Origin of the sequence: Allosphingosinicella sp. (assembly GCF_035626655.1) — a bacterium.
Classification (GTDB): domain Bacteria; phylum Pseudomonadota; class Alphaproteobacteria; order Sphingomonadales; family Sphingomonadaceae; genus Allosphingosinicella.
In genome coordinates, this window is sequence record NZ_DASPNF010000016.1 from 1 (window position 1) to 15,723 (window position 15,723).

Consider the following 15,723-nt stretch of genomic DNA (forward strand, 5'->3'; position numbering starts at 1 on the left):
CCGGCACGTTCGACCGCGAGCAGCGGCCGCCGGTGGGGCCGGTCAGCGGCCCCGCCCCGGCACACGCGCCGACGACAGGCGGCAGCACGGGCAATCCCGGCACGCCCGCTCCGGCCCCGGCCCCGGCCGGCGGCCAGGTGACCGAGCAATGGCTGCTCGGCGGCTGGGGCCAGGACTGCCCGACCGTGAACGATCCGCAGCTGACCTTCCAGCCCGGCGGCCGCTTCCTGCTCGGGTCCGACCCCGGCGACTGGCTGCTGCAGGACAATGTCATCACCATCCGGCGCGACGGCCAGGGCAACACCTCCTCGATGCGCTGGGACTATCTCGGTCCGGACAGCGCGCTGGTGACGCGGCTCAGCACGGGAGATACCTATACGGTTTATCGCTGCGGATAGGGGAGTGAGGCGGAAGGTGCGGGCGGAGGCGCCGGCCTTTTTCTGTTTCACGCGAAGGCGCGAAGGCGCCAAGGGAAGGACATCGCGCTCGGCGAGTTGCTTGAAGAGGTTGGGCAAGCTGGACAACGGGAGTGGAGCGTGTCGGCCGCATATTGCAGAGGGTGGCCGCCCCGATATCCTCATCGAAAAGCCCGACGGTTGGCCGATCGTTATCGAAGCAGAGGTCGGCAATTATCGTCAGCCAGAGAGGCGAAACTTGCTCCCGTCGGCCGGCGTTCATTCGCTGCGCGCTGCGTCAGCCGTCGTAGCGCTATGGCTGCCAAGCCACCTGCGCCTGAAGCAGTAAACCCCGCCGGTTTGACCCGGCGGGGCTTCCTGAGGGCTCGTAACCGAAGTTCGTAGCCTTCAATCCGCCCGGTCCGAAGACCGGTTGGACAAGGGGAAGAACGGTCCGGGCGCGCCAGCCGTTCCCGCGTCTGGAAAGATTGTTGTGGATAAGTGCGCGGCCGCCGGCCGGCGTGCGACGCCCATGACCGGCTCGATCGCGCCTCCGGCGCGGTCTGCGGGATGCGGGGCATCCCGTACCCGGTCATCTCGCCGCGCCAGGCGCTACCCGTCTGCGCCTTCGTTTTCGTCCGGATATCGCCACGTTCCCCTTTCCCTGTGCCATTCCGCCCGCCGCCAGGCGTTGAGCTTCGCGATGATCCGGGGGCGGAGCTTTTCGAGCGGGACGGGGCGCGGGCCGATGCGCCAGCGGCAAAGCGCCTCGAGAAAACGGTCATTCTCGCGTTGCTGGCGGCGCGTGAAGGGCCGGTGTGCCATGCCTGGCGTAGCGCAGGGATTATCCTACAAGGCAAGGCAGAGATTGGTCCGGAATGGAGCTGGAGGGCCTGTGGCCGAGCGGATCGTCACCCTGTGGATCGGCGCACGGCTCGGGCGGACCGAGCGGGCCTGCCTGCGCGCGGCTTTGCGCCACGGCCATGAGGTCGCGCTCTACACCTATGGCGACCTGGCGGGCGTGCCCGAGGGCGTGGAGCGGCGCGACGCCGCCGCGATCCTGCCCGAGGCGCGGATGCTCCGCTATCCGAACGGCAGCGTCGCCATCTTCGCCAACTGGTTCCGCTACGAATTGCTCCGGCGCGGCGCGGGCATCTGGATGGACACGGATTCCTACCTGCTGGCGCCGCTCCGGGATGCGCCCGACCATCTGTTCGGCTGGGAGGAGGAGGGCCGGCGGATCAGCAACGGGGTGCTGCGGCTGCCCAGCGATTCGCCGATCCTCGACGACCTGCTGGCGCTGTTCGAGGAGCGGGTGGTGCCGGCCTGGCTGCCGCTGCACCAGCGGTTGCTCGCCGCGCTGCGCCTGCTGCGCACCGGGCGGACAGGGGTGGAGCTGATGCCCTGGGGAAGCACGGGGCCGCGCGCGCTCACGGCGCTCGCCCGCCGGTACGGCGCGGCGCAGGCGGCCGTGCCGCCGTCGCGTTACTATCCCGTCCATTACCGGGATGCGGGCTGGATCCGGGATCCGGGACGGTCGCTCGAGGCGATGATCGCGCCGGATACGGTCGCGGTCCACCTCTGGAACGAGCTGATCAAGGACTGGAAGGACGCGCCCGCGCCGGCGGGCAGCTTCCTCGCCCGGCTGCAGGCAGAGGGCGAGTGACTGCCTTAGTGGTCAGGCCGCGACGATCCGTCCCTCCGCCAGCCGGATCAGCCGGTCGCAGCCTTCCAGGGTTGAGCCGCGGTGGGCGATCATGACGATCGTGATCTCGGCGGAGAGCGCCATGATCGCCCGCATCACCGCCGCCTCGACCGCGTCGTCGAGCGCGCTGGTCGCCTCGTCGAGGATCAGCACGGAAGCGCCGCGGTAAAGCGCGCGGGCGATGCCGAGGCGCTGGCGCTGGCCGCCCGACAGGCGGATGCCGCGCTCCCCGATCCTCGTCTCGAAGCCTTCCTCCAGCTCGGCGACGAAGCGGTCGAGCTGGGCGGCGGCGGCGACCGCCTCGAGCCGCGCCTGGTCGATCGCGGCGGGCGGGACGCCGAAGGCGATGTTGGCGGCGATGCTGTCGTCGGCGAGATAGATGGACTGCGGGACGTGGGCGAGCCGTGCCTGCCAGGCGGCGCGGGTCGTGCGGTCGAGCGGGCGGCCGTCGATCGTCACCCGCCCGGACTCGGGCTCGAGCAGGCCCATGAGCAGGTCGAGCAGGGTCGATTTGCCGCTGCCCGTCGGCCCGACGATGCCGACACGCGCGCCTTTGGGAATGGCGAAGCTCACCGCCTCCAGGCCGAAGCGGCCCTCCGGATGGCGGTAGCTGACGTCCTCGAAGCGGATCGACTGCGCGAAGGGCAGATCGGCGGCCGTGCCGGGCGCATCGTCGACGATCGGCGCAGCGAGCAGGGTGAGGATGTCGTCGAGCGGGCGAAGCGCGCCGGCGCTGAGGCTGAAGCCCGCCCAGGCCTGGTGGAGCAGTGGCAGCAGGCGCTGGGCGCCGAGCGCCAGCGCGCCGAGCACGGGGATGGCGGCGACGACCCCGCCCGGCTGCCGGCTCATCAGCCAGGCGATCAGGGCGAGCAGGGCAATGCCGGCGGCCTCGATCGCGAAGCGCGGCGACGCGGCGATGAAATTGTTGCTCGCATGGGCGCGGCGGCAGGCGAGGTCGGCGCGGCGGAAGCTCTGCTCGAACAAAGGCTGCGAACGGTCGAGCAGCACGTCCCTGATCCCGCCGAGCCCCGCCTGCACGACGTTGATGCGGGTCACCCAGGCCTCGGACAGGGTTTTCGAATTGCGCCGGCTGCGGCCGCGGGCGGCAAGGCTGATGCCGAGATAGACGAGGAGCACGACCGCCACCGCAGCCATCGCCGAGAGCGGCGCGATCGCGATCAGGAGCGCCATGATCGCCAGCGCGATGAAGGCCGATGTGACGCCCTGCAGGCCCGGCTGCAGGATGTCGGCGACCACCGAATGCACCTTTTCGAGCGCCGCGATGATCTCGCCGGAGGAGCGGCGGACATAGACGGCGTAGGGCTGGCGCAGCATGCGCGCGAAGATGGCAGCGGCGAGATCGTGGCCGACCGCGGCGACGAAGCGCTGGATGTACCAGATGAGGAGCGTGCGGAGCACCGCGGTCGCCACCGCGGCCGCACAGATGATGAGGGAAGCGAGCAGCACCGGATCGCCGCCGAACCCGGTGAGCCAGCGCGTGAACGCGCCGAACCCGGACGTCCCGCCGGGTGCGGCGATCAGCGCCAGGAAAGGCAGGACCGCGCCGATGGTCAGCAGCTCCGCCACCGCGCCCAGCAGCATGAGCAGCATCGCCAGCGCGAACTGCCGCCGCCGCCGCGCGTCCAGGGTGCGATAGAGGGCGAGGATCGGCGTCATGGCCTCCGCAGCTTCAGCAACGCAGGATCTTGTAGAGAGCGCCGGCCGAACAGGGGAAGGTCAAATCTCGGCCGCGGCCGGGATCGCCGCGGCGGGCTCGACCCTGAGCTCGGGCTCCGGCGGGGCGGGGGCGCGAGACGGCGCCCGCTCTTCCTGGTCGGAGGCGGCGCGCAAGGCGAGGGGCCCCTGACCGGGCCGCCATTCGTAGACCCTGCCGGCCTCGACGTGCGACGCCGAGGCGTTGCGCCAGCGATGCATGCCCCTCAGCAAGGCGCGCAGCGATGGCGGATGGACGCGCGCCCAGACCGCCCAGACCAGGCATTGCAGGCTCACCCAGTTGAAGCCGAGCGCCGCCCGCTTCCGCAGCCCCTCCAGCTCCCTGACCGGAGCCTTGTCCCACAGGGAGGCGCTGCCCCTGGCGACGAAGACATAGGGATCGACCTTCGCAGGGACCCCGGCGCCGGGGAGCAGATGGTCGTAGCTGCGTCCGGCCCTGTACAGGGCAAGGCAGCGGAGCGACTTCTCGATCGCCCGTTCGAAGGCGATGGCTTGCGAAACCCTTCGCACGCCGGCGCCCGAAATCCGGTAGGCGAGCAGCGGCTCCGCGACGACCGCGATCCGGCCGCGTTCGCCCATGCGGAGGAAGAGATCGAGGTCTTCCCAATAGATGCAGTCCGGCCGGTAGCCGCCGACGTCCAGGAAGGCCTGCTTGCGGAACGTCGCCGAGGCATGCGGAAACGGGACGTAGCAGGATTTCCTGCCGAGCCGCCACCGCGCCACTGGCAGGATGCGGGCGCCGCGCGAGTCGATTGTCTCGTACAGGGATCCGGCCAGGACCACCGTCTCCGCCCGGTCGAGCAGGCCCACCTGCCGCGCCAGCCGCCCGGGATGGGCGATATCGTCCGCGTCCATGCGCGCGACGATCGGCGCCCTCGCCTCGTGGACCACCCAGTTCGCGATTTCGACGAGACCGAGCCGGTCCCCTTCGAACGCCCGAATCCGCCGGTCGCGGCTCGCCCAGCGCCGGACGATGTCCTGCGAGCCGTCGGTGGAGCCGTCGTCCCTGATGACGAATTCGAAATCGGTGAAGCTTTGCCCCAGGATGCTGGCGATGCTCTCGTCCAGATAGGGCGCGGCATTGCGGACCGGCATCACCACGCTGACGGGCGGGACATTGCTCAATTCGTGCTCCCCCCTATCCGTCGAGAGTCCCCGCCTCGTCCGACCGGACCGCCTGAGAAACGATACCCGGGAAAAACACCATAAGGATCAACCTGGATCAAGGGCCATATTGGGACTCGGGCCGTCGCCGGACAAAAAGAAGCCCCGCCGGCAGGGGACCGGCAGGGCTTTCGATCGCGGAGCGCTTCGCGTCAGGCGAGTTCGAAGCGGTCGGCGTTCATCACTTTCGTCCAGGCCGCGACGAAGTCGCGCACAAACTTCTCCTCATGGCCGCGCTCGGCATAGACCTCACCGACCGCGCGCAGCTCAGCGTTCGACCCGAAGATCAGGTCGGCGCGGGTGGCGTGCCAGGTTTCGTTGCCGCTTGCGCGGTCGGTCGCGATATAGTCCTGGTCGTTGCCGTCCTCGGCCGCCCTCCAGACATTGGTCATGTCGTAGAGGTTGACGAAGAAGTCGTTGGTCAGCTGTCCCGAGCGCTTCGTAAAATGGCCATGACCGCGCTCGCCATGATTGGCGCCGAGCACGCGCAGGCCGCCGATCAGCACCACCATCTCGGGCACCGAGAGGCCAAGGAGCGAGGCCCGGTCGAGCATCATCTCCTCGGTCTTCACCGCCAGCTTCTTCTTGCCGACATAGTTGCGGAAGGCGTCCGCCTCGGGCTCCATCACCGCGAAGCTTTCCGCGTCGGTCTGCTCGTCGGTGGCGTCGCCGCGGCCGCCGGTGAAGGGCACCGCGACGCTGAAGCCGGCATCCCTGATCGCTTTCTCGAGCCCGACCACGCCGCCGAGGACGATGGCGTCGGCCATCGACAGGCTGCCGCGCAGGCCGTCGAGCGTGTCGAGCACCCTGGCCAGCATCGCGGGCTCGTTGACCTCCCAGTCCTTCTGCGGCGCGAGGCGGATCCGCGCGCCGTTGGCGCCGCCGCGATGGTCCGACTTGCGATAGGTGCTGGCCGAGGCCCAGGCGGTCTTGATGAGCTGGCTGACGGTGAGCCCGCTGTCGGCGATCTTCGCCTTCACCGCCGCGACGTCGGCGTCCGACGGCATGGTGCCGGCGGGGATCGGATCCTGCCAGATCAGGTCCTCGTCGGGCACTTCCGGGCCTAGGTAGCGGACCTTGGGGCCCATGTCGCGGTGGGTGAGCTTGAACCAGGCGCGGGCGAAGGCGTCCTTGAACGCTTCATGGTCGTTGCGGAACCGCTCGCTGATCGCGCGGAATTCCGGGTCGCGCTTCAGCGCCATGTCGGCGGTGGTCATCATCGTCGGGACCTTGATGTTCGGATCCCAGGCCGCCGGCGCCATGTCCTCCTCTTTCTGGTTGATGGGCTGCCACTGATTGGCGCCCGCAGGCGACTTCACCAGCTCATATTCATAGTCGAGCAGCAGGCGGAAATAATTCGCGCTCCACTCGCGCGGCGTGTTGACCCAGCTGCCTTCGATGCCGCTGGTCACGGTATGCTCGCCGATGCCGCCGCTCTCATGGCCGCTGACCCAGCCGAAGCCCTGCGCGACGAGATCGCCGCCCGCGGGCGCGGCGCCCAGCAGAGAGGGGTCGCCATTGCCGTGCGCCTTGCCGAAGGTGTGGCCGCCGGCGGTGAGCGCGACGGTTTCCTCGGCATTCATCGCCATGCGCCTGAAGGTTTCCTTCATGTCGCGGGCCATGCCCTCGTCGTCATGCGGGTTGCCCCCCGGGCCTTCCGGATTGACATAGATGAGGCCCATCTGGATCGCGGCGAGCGGGCCTTCCAGCTCATTCATCCCATGTTCCGGCGCGATGCGGGTCTGCACGCCCTGGTTCACCCACTTGTCCTCGGAGCCCCAATAGATGTCGCGCTCCGGCTCGAACACGTCGGCGCGGCCGCCGCCGAAGCCGAAGACCGGGCCGCCCATCGACTCGATGGCCACGTTGCCGGCGAGGATGAACAGGTCGGCCCAGCTGATATGCTTGCCGTATTTCTGCTTGATCGGCCAAAGCAGCCGGCGCGCCTTGTCGAGATTGCCGTTGTCGGGCCAGGAATCGAGCGGGGCGAAGCGCTGCTGCCCGCTATTGGCCCCGCCGCGGCCGTCGGCGGTGCGGTAGGTGCCGGCCGCGTGCCAGGCCATGCGGATGAAGAAGGGGCCGTAATGCCCATAATCGGCCGGCCACCACGGCTGGCTGTCGGTCATCAGGGCGGTGAGATCGGCCTTGAGCGCGGCGTAATCGAGCTGCTTGAACGCCGCGGCATAATCGAAATCGGCGCCCATCGGGTTCGACGCGCCATTGGGGTTGAGGATCTCGGTGGCGAGCATCTCGGGCCACCAGTCCTTGTTGGTGCGGCCCAGCAGCGCGCGGACCCCGCCTTCGCCGTGAACCGGGCAGCCGGTGCTTGCAACGTCCATCATCTCTCTCCCTGATATGGTGTGAGTCGGCCCTAGGCGCGCCACGGCATCGGGAAAAGCGATTAAACTCGTTCAGCCTGAACGAGGCAGTCGATGAGTGTGAAAGCGGGGCCGCGGGGAGCGCGCAGAAAAGCGGCGAGCCAAACCGTGCGGGACGCCCGCTATTGGTGCAAAGCGGACCTCCCCAGGTGTGCCATGCAATGCTCAGTGGTCCGTGTCGCCATTGTGCAGTTCGATCATCGTTTGCACCCGTTCCAGATACACCCGGAACTCGCCGGCCTCCCGGCGATCGCCGCGCTGCTCGGCGTCCTCCAAATAGGCGCGGCAGTCCTCCTTCATTCGATAGAGATTGCGCAGGAACGCTTCTGCCGTCGGTTGCGACACGCAACTCTCCCCTAGCGGTGTCGGGCTGGGGTTTCGCCTCGAAGGCCCCGGTTCAGTCTCGTCGCCGCCCGCGTGACCGGCCCGGAAAGGAGCCTGGTCTTGTACGCCTTCGCGATCACGTCGGCATCCCGGACATTGTTCAGAACGACCCTCGTTCCCCCGGACACCAGGCGCTCCAGGACACTCACCTCGATGCCCAGCCGTTCACATGTGGACCCGATGTCGGCTTCGCTGGCGTTGATGTTGATCGCTCTGGACACCGGACTTCTCCTCAGGGGCAAGCGGAACGCCCGGAGCAAGCCTCGGGCGGTCATGTCGGAATCAGGCCGACGGGACGGACGACACGCGCAGCCCTGCATCGCGAATTCGCGGTCGGGATTTTCGCTGAACTGCCGCGCCGCTTCCTTCACTGAACTGCCGCTCGGCGTCCTTCGCCGAGAGATTGCGCGCCGCCATCAGGTCGGCGATTGCGCGCGTCTTCGCGCCGCGGGCCTCGCGCTTCTCCGCCGCGGCCGCTTCCAGCCCCCAGGCAATGGCAGCGCCTGCCGAGATTGCGCGGACATTCTCCAGGGCCGTGCTCGCCGCCCGTTCGCGATGAAATTCTTCCTGGCTTCTGCAGAGGGTCGAGGAGGGGTACATGCTGGATCCTTTCGCTTTTGCAGCGCTCACTTCTTCAGGGCGGTGGCGGCGAAGCCCTTCAGCGACGGCTGCGATGCATTCTGCTTCACGACCGTCTTCTTCGGCTTGCGGGCTTCCTTGTTGCCCTTCTGTTGGCCCTTGGCCATTTCATGCTCCTCTTCGAAAAGGTGGGTGGAAGGGGTCCGGCGATGGTCAGTGACCCCGGACCCTGGCCTGTGCGGTCAGTTGCCGGAGCACGCGCTCGCGATGCTGGAAAGTGTTGTGATGCTGGCCGATCCGGCCGCCGACGAAATCGGCCGTAAACCGGGCGCGCAGCGCGGCCAGATCGGGGACAGGGGGAATGGCTACCGGCGACGACGCCGGGCCAGCCGCGGGCTCTTCTTCGGAAGGGGGGGTCATGGGCAGCGCTCCACCATCAGACGGGAGCGCAAGCGGTCTCTCAGCCGCGCCTGCGCCTGAGGCAGAAGGGTGCGGTACGCCGCATATGGGGGCGCGGTCGTGAAATAACCAGTCACAAAGCGGACAGGCGGCGCGATCGGGAGCCGAAGGAAGCGGTTCTTCGCGCGACGACCGTCTGGCGAGGGTCCGAACGGGTCGTTAGCGGACAGTCAGGTTTCAAATTGCTCACTCCATTCGCGCTCCCTTGCCCCTCTCCGCGCTTTGCGCTAAGGGCCCCCGTCCCCGGCTTCCAGCGCCGGGAACGTCCAACGCACATGCATTGGAAAATCTGCGGGAGACCGGGCCCTGCCCTGTCGTCTGGACCGCTAAACTTGAACCGGCCGGACCGCTTGCGGACCGGCCAGCAACAGAGTGAGAAACATGGCGAAGAAGATAACGGGCTATATCAAGCTCCAGGTGCCCGCGGGCGCCGCCAATCCGTCGCCGCCGATCGGCCCTGCCCTGGGTCAGCGCGGCGTCAACATCATGGACTTCTGCAAGGCGTTCAACGCCGCCACCGGCGACATGGAGAAGGGGATGCCCATCCCCACCGTGATCACCGTCTATGCGGACCGCAGCTTCTCCTTCGAGACGAAGACCCCGCCGGCGAGCTACTTTCTGAAGAAGGCCGCGAAGATCCAGTCGGGCTCCAAGGAGCCGGGCAAGTCGACCATCGGCCGCGTCACCCGCACGCAGCTTCGCGAGATCGCCGAAGCGAAGATGAAGGACCTCAATGCCAACGACATCGAGGCCGCTGCGAAGATCATTGAAGGCTCCGCCCGCGCGATGGGCCTCGAAGTGACGGGGAACTAGACCATGGCGAAGCAGACGAAGAAGCAGAAGAAGCTCGCCGAGCTCGACACGCAGAAGCTCTACGGCGTCGATGAAGCCATCAAGCTGGCCAAGGCCAACGCCACCAGCAAGTTCGACGAGACGATCGAGATCGCGCTGAACCTTGGCGTCGATCCCCGCCATGCGGACCAGATGGTGCGCGGCGTCGTCACCCTCCCCGCCGGCACCGGCAAGGACGTGCGCGTCGCCGTCTTCGCCAAGGGCGACAAGGCGGACGAGGCCAGGAAGGCCGGCGCGGACGTGGTCGGCGCCGAGGACCTGATGGAGACCATCCAGGGCGGCCAGATCGATTTCGACCGCGTCATCGCGACGCCCGACATGATGGGCATCGTCGGCCGGCTCGGCAAGGTGCTGGGCCCCAAGGGCCTGATGCCGAACCCGAAGCTCGGCACCGTGACCCCGAACGTCGCCGAGGCCGTGAAGGCGGCCAAGGGCGGCCAGGTCGAGTTCCGCGTCGAGAAGGCGGGGATCATCCACTCGGGCATCGGCAAGGCGAGCTTCACCGAAGCGGACCTCAGAAAGAATTTCGACGCCTTCGTCGACGCGATCGTCAAGGCGAAGCCGTCGGGCGCCAAGGGCAAGTATGTGAAGAAGGCCGCCTTGTCTTCGACCATGGGCCCGGGCCTGAAGCTCGACGTCGCCGAGGTGGCGAGCGCGTAGGGTTCTTCGCGCGGAAAAACAATGCGAAGGGCCGGGGCACGCGCTCCGGCCCTTTTGCTTTGCGCCCCCCGGCGCTAGGCAGGCGGCCGAAAGGACGATGCAATGAGCGACCGCTGGGATGACGAGGACGATCTGGAGCGCGGGCGGGACCGCCTGCGCGGGCGGGGCCGGGTGCGGGAGCCGGAGCCCGAGCCGACTTTGGGCGAGGTGATCGACGGCGCGGTCCGCAAGATCGTCACCGGGATCGTCATTGCCGGTGGCCTGATCGGACTCGGCGTCTATTCGTCGGGAGGCGGGGACCCCTCGGTCGACTATCAGATCGCCACGACCCCGGACGGGATCGTCTACCGGCTGACCAGCGAGAGCGGCCGGATCATCGCCTGCCGGGGCAACCATTGCTGGGAAATGCTGGAGCGGGGCCAGGATCTCGAGGACGGGCCGCCCGCCGTCCAGCCGCCGCAGAACGCCGCGGCCGCCCAGCCCGCCCAGCCGCAGGCGGTTACCGCCCAGCCGGCCCCGGCCCAGCTGCCCGCCCCGCAGAACGAGCAGGCGCCGGCCACCCGTTAGACACGGGCCTGACATTGTCCGTTAAAATCGACGGTTCCCGCCGGAACCGCCGTGCTGCCACGGCGATTACAGCCCGGAAACGGGAGTCGAGCCATGGCCCATGCAACGCGCGGCATCGCCGCGACCTTCGTCGCCTCCTCGCTGGCACTCGCCGCCTGCGGCCAGGCCGGGGAGAATGTCCGGGGCGGCGGCCCGGCGAAGAACCAGGGCAATGTCGCGGAGGAGCCCTTTGCGAACGTCGCCGGTCCTAACGACACGCCGTCGCGCAACGGCGCGGACGCGGCGACGCGAAACGGCCCCGCCGATCAGGAGGAGGCCGGCAACCGGCAATAGCCACTCCTGGAATTGACTTTCCGCGCCGACACGCTAGATGCGCGCCTTCGCGTGCGGGCTCCGGCCTGCCCGCGTTCCGTCCGAGACAGTCGGTGAGGGCATCTGGCCCTCTTAATTTCCGGCCTAGACGGGGAACAGTTTTGAACCGCGGCGAGCGTGCGATGCTGCCCCGGACCGCCGGACACAGTCTCCGGCCCTGACTCTCCCCATCGGACTTTCGTACCCGCAGGGCGGATGGTCTGTCCTGCGTAATGTGGAGAGCAACATGGATCGCGCTCAAAAGAAGGAAGCGGTCGCTGAGCTGAAGCAGACGTTCAACGAGACCAGCGTGGTGGTCGTCACCCGCAATCTCGGCCTCACCGTGGCCCAGTCCACGACCCTGAGGAATCGGATGCGCGACTCCGGCGCCCGCTACAAGGTCGCGAAGAACCGGCTCGCTCTCATCGCGCTCGAGGGCACGCGCTACCAGCCGATCGGCGACCTGCTGACCGGCCCGATCGCGCTTGCGACTTCGGACGACCCCGTCGCCGCGGCCAAGGCCGTGGTCGAGTTCGCCAAGACCAACGATCGTCTCGAGATCGTCGGCGGGGCGATGGGGGAGACCATCCTCGACGTGAACGGAGTGAAGGCGCTGGCCGAGCTCCCGTCGCTCGACGAGCTGCGCGCGAAGATCGTGGGCCTGATTCAGGCGCCCGCGACCAAGATCGCCCGCACGATCAACGAGCCGGGTGCGCAGCTGGCCCGTGTCTTTGGTGCCTATGGCGCCAGGGAAGCCGCATAAGCACGACCCCTTTCCTACTGAACCGATTGAATTTTTTGGAGACTTATCATGGCAGACATCAATGCGCTGGTTGACCAGCTTTCGTCGCTGACCGTTCTCGAAGCCGCCGACCTCGCGAAGGCGCTCGAAGAGAAGTGGGGCGTTTCCGCCGCCGCCGCTGTCGCGGTTGCCGGCCCGGCCGCCGGTGGCGGCGCCGCCGCTCCGGCAGCCGAGGAGCAGACCGAGTTCGACGTGATCCTCACCGGCGACGGTGGCAAGAAGATCAACGTGATCAAGGAGGTCCGCGCGATCACCAACCTGGGCCTCGGCGAGGCCAAGGCGCTGGTCGAGAGCGCGCCGAAGGCGATCAAGGAAGGCGTCTCCAAGGCCGAGGCCGAGGAGATCAAGAAGAAGATCGAGGAAGCCGGCGGCACCGTCGAGCTCAAGTAAGCTTCTTCTTTTCGAAGACCGCCGGCTCCGGCCGGCGCGGAACCGAAGGGGCGGCCCCGCAAGGAGCCGCCCTTTTTCCATGCGCAAGCGCGGCGCCGGCCTGACATGAATCGTTTCAGGCGCAAAGTCGGCGATGAACGATTGCCGATAGGGGACGAGCCGAGTTGCCCCTCCGGACAGCCCCTGTTAATATAATGCCTCGTCCGGACGCCGGATGTGGGGCAGAAATATCCCGACGATATTTCCGCATGGAGCAGCTGCACAACTCTATTGCGCAGCTTGATTTCGCACATCTATGCGAAATCTTTCCGCTCCAGCTTCATTACTGAGGAGACAGGGATGGGCGGACACGTCACCGCACTTTATCATAATCTATACGATGCCGGGCGGGCGATCGAGGATCTCGTCGCCTCGGGCATCGCGCCCGGCGAGATCAGTCTCGTCACCAGCGAGGCGCGCGCACCGATCTTCGAGATCGAATATGACGGGGATGCGAGGCGCTCGGCTGCCGCCTTCGGCGCGATCGGGGGAGCGCTCGGCGCGATCGGCGCGAAGCTGACCGCCTCCCCGGGAAGCAGCGCCGGAATCCTGGCGACGGGTCCGTTGCTGACCGCCCTTTCCGGGCCTGACTCGCGCGCTCAGGGGCTTGTCGGCTCGCTCCGTACCGTGGGCCTCTCCGGGTCCAGGGCCCGATTCTACGAGCATGAAATCCGCAGGCATGATGCATTATTGGTTGGCGTGCAGAGCAAGCGCCATGAGCCGGTCGTGGTCCGCAACATCCTGGAGCGCCACCACGCGACCGCAGTGACCGAGCCGGCCTAGGCTTCCGTCTCCGGTGAGCGGACAGCCTCTCACGGCTTGGCGGAACGGATCGACGGCCATAGAGGCCGTGCCATGACCACGAGCCAGACGATCACGCTCATCGTTCTCGCCGCCGTCGTCGCCGCACTGATCTGGGACAGGCTCAGGTCGGACGTGGTCGCGCTGACCGGCGCGGCGGTGCTCCTCATGACCGGCGTGGTCCGCCCGGTCGACATCCAGGGCGCCTTCGCCAGCCCCGCCATCATTGCGCTCGCTGCGCTCTTCGTCATCGCCTACGCGCTGGAGCTGTCGGGCCTGCTGGACGCCACCATCCGCGGCATGACCGGATTGTGCCGGCTCATCGGCCAGGCGGGTCTGTGGATCATCATCACGCTCGCCGGCGGCGCCTCCGCCTTTCTGAACAACACGCCGATCGTCGTCCTCAGCGCGCCGGTGGTCCGTGACGTCGCAAAGTCGCTTGGCCTCTCGCCGAAGCGTTTCCTGATCCCCTTGTCCTATGCTGCCGTGCTGGGAGGATGCTGCACGCTCATCGGAACCTCCACCAATCTCCTCGTGAACGACATGGCCGTGAATGCCGGCCAGCCCGGCTTCGGCATCTTCGAGATCAGCGCCGTGGGCATGGCGGTGGCTGTTGCCGGCGGGCTCTATCTGTTGCTGTTCAGCGGGCGGCTGATCGGGACCGACTCTTCCGAGGAAGCGAAAGAGGAGCCGGCGCAAACGCTTCCATTGACGGACGAACCCGGGCTCGAGGGCGGGCAGCTGGGCTCGGCGCTGCCCTTTGCCGAAGAGCGGCGGCTGAAGCCGGTCCGGGCGCTCGTCTCGCTCGCCGTGTTCGTCGGGGTGGTCGCCCTCGCGGCGCTGGGGGTCGCGCCGATCGCTGCCTGCGCCTTCTCCGGGGCGGTGCTGCTGATCCTGCTGCGGGTGATCACCGCCGACGAGGCTTATCGCGGGCTGCGGCCGGAGGTGCTGATGCTGATCGCCGGGATGGTCGTGCTCGGGACTGCGCTCGATGAAACCGGCCTGGCGCGGGCGGCCACGTCCGGCCTGATCGACTCGATGGAGGGGATCAGCCCGACCGTGGCGCTGATCATCCTCTACGGAGCCACCCTTTTCGCAACCGAGCTGCTCTCCAACGCGACCGTCGCGGTCCTGCTGACGCCGGTCGCAGTCTCGCTTGCCGAGACGCTCCACGTCAGTCCGCGGCCGTTCCTGGTCGCGGTCATGATTGCCGGCAGCGCGGCCTTCGCGACGCCGTTCGGATATCAGACCAACGTGATCGTCTATCAAATGGGGGGCTACAATTATCTGGACTTCGTGAAGATCGGGATTCCGCTCAATCTGATCACCTGGGCGGTGGGTGTCGCGGCGATCCTGATCTACTTCCCGTTCTGAGCGCCAGCCGGCACGAAACGGGGCGGCCCCGTGACCGAGACCGCCCCTCCTCGCACCCTCGCGGGTCAGTTGCCGGACGCGTCAGACGCGCTCGGGCTCACCGTAGAGCCGGGCCTCGACATTCTCCCTGAGACCCGACGAGCGGTCGGTGAGGAACGGCTGCAGCTCGCCGCTCTCTGCCGCCGGCACGCCGACCGCGAAGCTCGCATGGGTGCGGCCCTCGCTGCCGTCCGGCAGGGTGTAGCGGGCGTCGGCATGCACGACCGGCAGGACGGATTCGTCCAGGCCTTCCTTGCGCAGGCCGATCTTGGCCTCGACGGTCGCGCCCTCGCCGGCGTCGATCGCGACCTGCTGGACCGCGGCCTCGGCCGGCGGCTCGATCAGCGAGCGCTCCATGTCGCTGCTCTCGCCGGCCGCGACCACCCAGGTCGAGATGCGCACGTCGCGCGCCGGGGCGTCGCCGGTATTGCCGACGGTCAGCTCGAACTGGACGATCGCATTGTCACGGTTCGTGCCGGCCCGCATCGGCCGCATGAGGAATTCGAGCCAGGGCCTGCCGGACACCGGCGCGGAAGCGGCGGCGAGCGCCTCGACATCGGCATGGTCCGCCTCCGCGACGTTGATCTCCTCGGGGAGAGGCAGCGGCTCCGGCGTCTCGTCCGCGGCCTCGGCGGCGACGGGCTGCGCCTCGGGCACCGGCTGGGCCGGACGGATGAAGGGCTCGGCCGCGACCGGGGAGACGTCGATCGGGGCGACGAAGCTCGGCTCGCGCACCTCCTCGCGCACCTCTTCTCTGGGCGGCGCAGGCTCGTAATAGTTTTCCTCATAGACGTCTGCCCGGCGCCGGCGGAACAGGAAGAAGCCGGCGAGCAAGGCGAGCAGCGCGAGCCCGCCGATGATCCAGGGGAGCATGTTGCGCGTCGCCGGGGCCTGGCCCTCGGTCGGAATGGTCTCGACCGGCGCCACCGGCGGCGCGACCTCCGCCGGCGCGACCGGCGGCGGCGCGGTTTCGGCGGGCGCCTGCGCGACCGGGGCCGGAGCCGGGGCCGGCGCCGCGGCGGGTGCCCTGACCGGCGCCCTGGCCGGGGC

17 protein-coding genes and 1 pseudogene are annotated in these 15,723 nt (G+C 68.2%); 10 read left to right on the plus strand and 8 right to left on the minus strand.

Features of this window, described 5'->3' with window-relative positions; genetic code table 11:
* Together VEC11_RS14030 and VEC11_RS14035 are read left to right on the plus strand one after the other, a co-directional pair.
* The coding region (locus VEC11_RS14030) for a hypothetical protein (RefSeq protein WP_464132458.1) at positions 1 to 398 on the plus strand (398 nt) is incomplete at its 5' end.
* Between the two features lie 892 nt (positions 399 to 1,290).
* Positions 1,291 to 2,061, plus strand: coding sequence for a hypothetical protein (locus tag VEC11_RS14035; RefSeq protein WP_464132460.1), 771 nt, complete (start codon positions 1,291 to 1,293; stop codon positions 2,059 to 2,061).
* Between the two features lie 12 nt (positions 2,062 to 2,073).
* On the opposite strand, the gene VEC11_RS14040 is transcribed toward VEC11_RS14035, so the two are convergent.
* The 7 genes from VEC11_RS14040 to VEC11_RS14070 all read right to left on the minus strand — a co-directional run bounded on the left by VEC11_RS14040 (position 2,074) and on the right by VEC11_RS14070 (position 8,759).
* Complete coding sequence (locus VEC11_RS14040) at positions 2,074 to 3,777, minus strand: ABC transporter ATP-binding protein (protein WP_464132462.1); 1,704 nt, start codon at positions 3,775 to 3,777, stop codon at positions 2,074 to 2,076.
* Positions 3,778 to 3,837: 60 nt separating this feature from the next.
* Complete coding sequence (locus VEC11_RS14045) at positions 3,838 to 4,959, minus strand: glycosyltransferase family 2 protein (RefSeq protein WP_464132464.1); 1,122 nt, start codon at positions 4,957 to 4,959, stop codon at positions 3,838 to 3,840.
* A gap of 191 nt (positions 4,960 to 5,150) precedes the next feature.
* The gene (katG, locus tag VEC11_RS14050) at positions 5,151 to 7,337 is read right to left on the minus strand and encodes a catalase/peroxidase HPI (protein ID WP_464132466.1); all 2,187 of its coding nucleotides are present in this window, start codon (positions 7,335 to 7,337) and stop codon (positions 5,151 to 5,153) included.
* 204 nt (positions 7,338 to 7,541) lie between these two features.
* Entirely contained in the window at positions 7,542 to 7,721 is a 180-nt protein-coding gene (locus tag VEC11_RS14055; protein ID WP_464132468.1) for a hypothetical protein, read from the minus strand.
* 11 nt (positions 7,722 to 7,732) lie between these two features.
* A complete protein-coding gene (locus tag VEC11_RS14060) occupies positions 7,733 to 7,981 on the minus strand; it encodes a hypothetical protein (protein ID WP_464132471.1) in 249 nt (82 codons plus the stop codon).
* 61 nt (positions 7,982 to 8,042) lie between these two features.
* Complete coding sequence (locus VEC11_RS14065; protein ID WP_464132475.1) at positions 8,043 to 8,360, minus strand: hypothetical protein; 318 nt, start codon at positions 8,358 to 8,360, stop codon at positions 8,043 to 8,045.
* A gap of 192 nt (positions 8,361 to 8,552) precedes the next feature.
* On the minus strand, positions 8,553 to 8,759 hold the full coding sequence (locus VEC11_RS14070) for a hypothetical protein (RefSeq protein ID WP_464132477.1): 207 nt from the start codon (positions 8,757 to 8,759) through the stop codon (positions 8,553 to 8,555).
* Between the two features lie 420 nt (positions 8,760 to 9,179).
* Between VEC11_RS14070 and rplK the strand changes: the two genes are divergently transcribed.
* The 8 genes from rplK to VEC11_RS14110 all read left to right on the plus strand — a co-directional run bounded on the left by rplK (position 9,180) and on the right by VEC11_RS14110 (position 14,634).
* Positions 9,180 to 9,611, plus strand: a complete 432-nt coding sequence (gene rplK, locus VEC11_RS14075) for a 50S ribosomal protein L11 (RefSeq protein WP_464132479.1) — start codon at positions 9,180 to 9,182, stop codon at positions 9,609 to 9,611.
* A 3-nt stretch (positions 9,612 to 9,614) separates the two neighbouring features.
* Positions 9,615 to 10,310 (plus strand): 50S ribosomal protein L1, encoded by a 696-nt coding sequence (gene rplA / locus VEC11_RS14080; RefSeq protein WP_464132481.1) that lies wholly within the window; start codon positions 9,615 to 9,617, stop codon positions 10,308 to 10,310.
* Positions 10,311 to 10,412: 102 nt separating this feature from the next.
* Positions 10,413 to 10,877 carry a hypothetical protein gene (locus VEC11_RS14085; protein WP_464132483.1) on the plus strand — a complete coding sequence of 155 codons (465 nt, stop codon included), beginning with the start codon at positions 10,413 to 10,415 and terminating at the stop codon, positions 10,875 to 10,877.
* A 93-nt stretch (positions 10,878 to 10,970) separates the two neighbouring features.
* A complete protein-coding gene (locus VEC11_RS14090) occupies positions 10,971 to 11,210 on the plus strand; it encodes a hypothetical protein (RefSeq protein ID WP_464132485.1) in 240 nt (79 codons plus the stop codon).
* A 265-nt stretch (positions 11,211 to 11,475) separates the two neighbouring features.
* Complete coding sequence (rplJ, locus tag VEC11_RS14095; protein WP_464132487.1) at positions 11,476 to 11,991, plus strand: 50S ribosomal protein L10; 516 nt, start codon at positions 11,476 to 11,478, stop codon at positions 11,989 to 11,991.
* Positions 11,992 to 12,039: 48 nt separating this feature from the next.
* Positions 12,040 to 12,420, plus strand: a complete 381-nt coding sequence (gene rplL / locus VEC11_RS14100; protein ID WP_464132489.1) for a 50S ribosomal protein L7/L12 — start codon at positions 12,040 to 12,042, stop codon at positions 12,418 to 12,420.
* A gap of 339 nt (positions 12,421 to 12,759) precedes the next feature.
* Positions 12,760 to 13,242, plus strand: a complete 483-nt coding sequence (locus tag VEC11_RS14105; protein WP_464132491.1) for a hypothetical protein — start codon at positions 12,760 to 12,762, stop codon at positions 13,240 to 13,242.
* Positions 13,243 to 13,314: 72 nt separating this feature from the next.
* A complete protein-coding gene (locus VEC11_RS14110) occupies positions 13,315 to 14,634 on the plus strand; it encodes an SLC13 family permease (RefSeq protein WP_464132493.1) in 1,320 nt (439 codons plus the stop codon).
* An 81-nt stretch (positions 14,635 to 14,715) separates the two neighbouring features.
* Here VEC11_RS14110 and VEC11_RS14115 read toward each other — a convergent pair.
* Positions 14,716 to 15,723: pseudogene (locus VEC11_RS14115) on the minus strand (hypothetical protein); the annotation flags it as partial.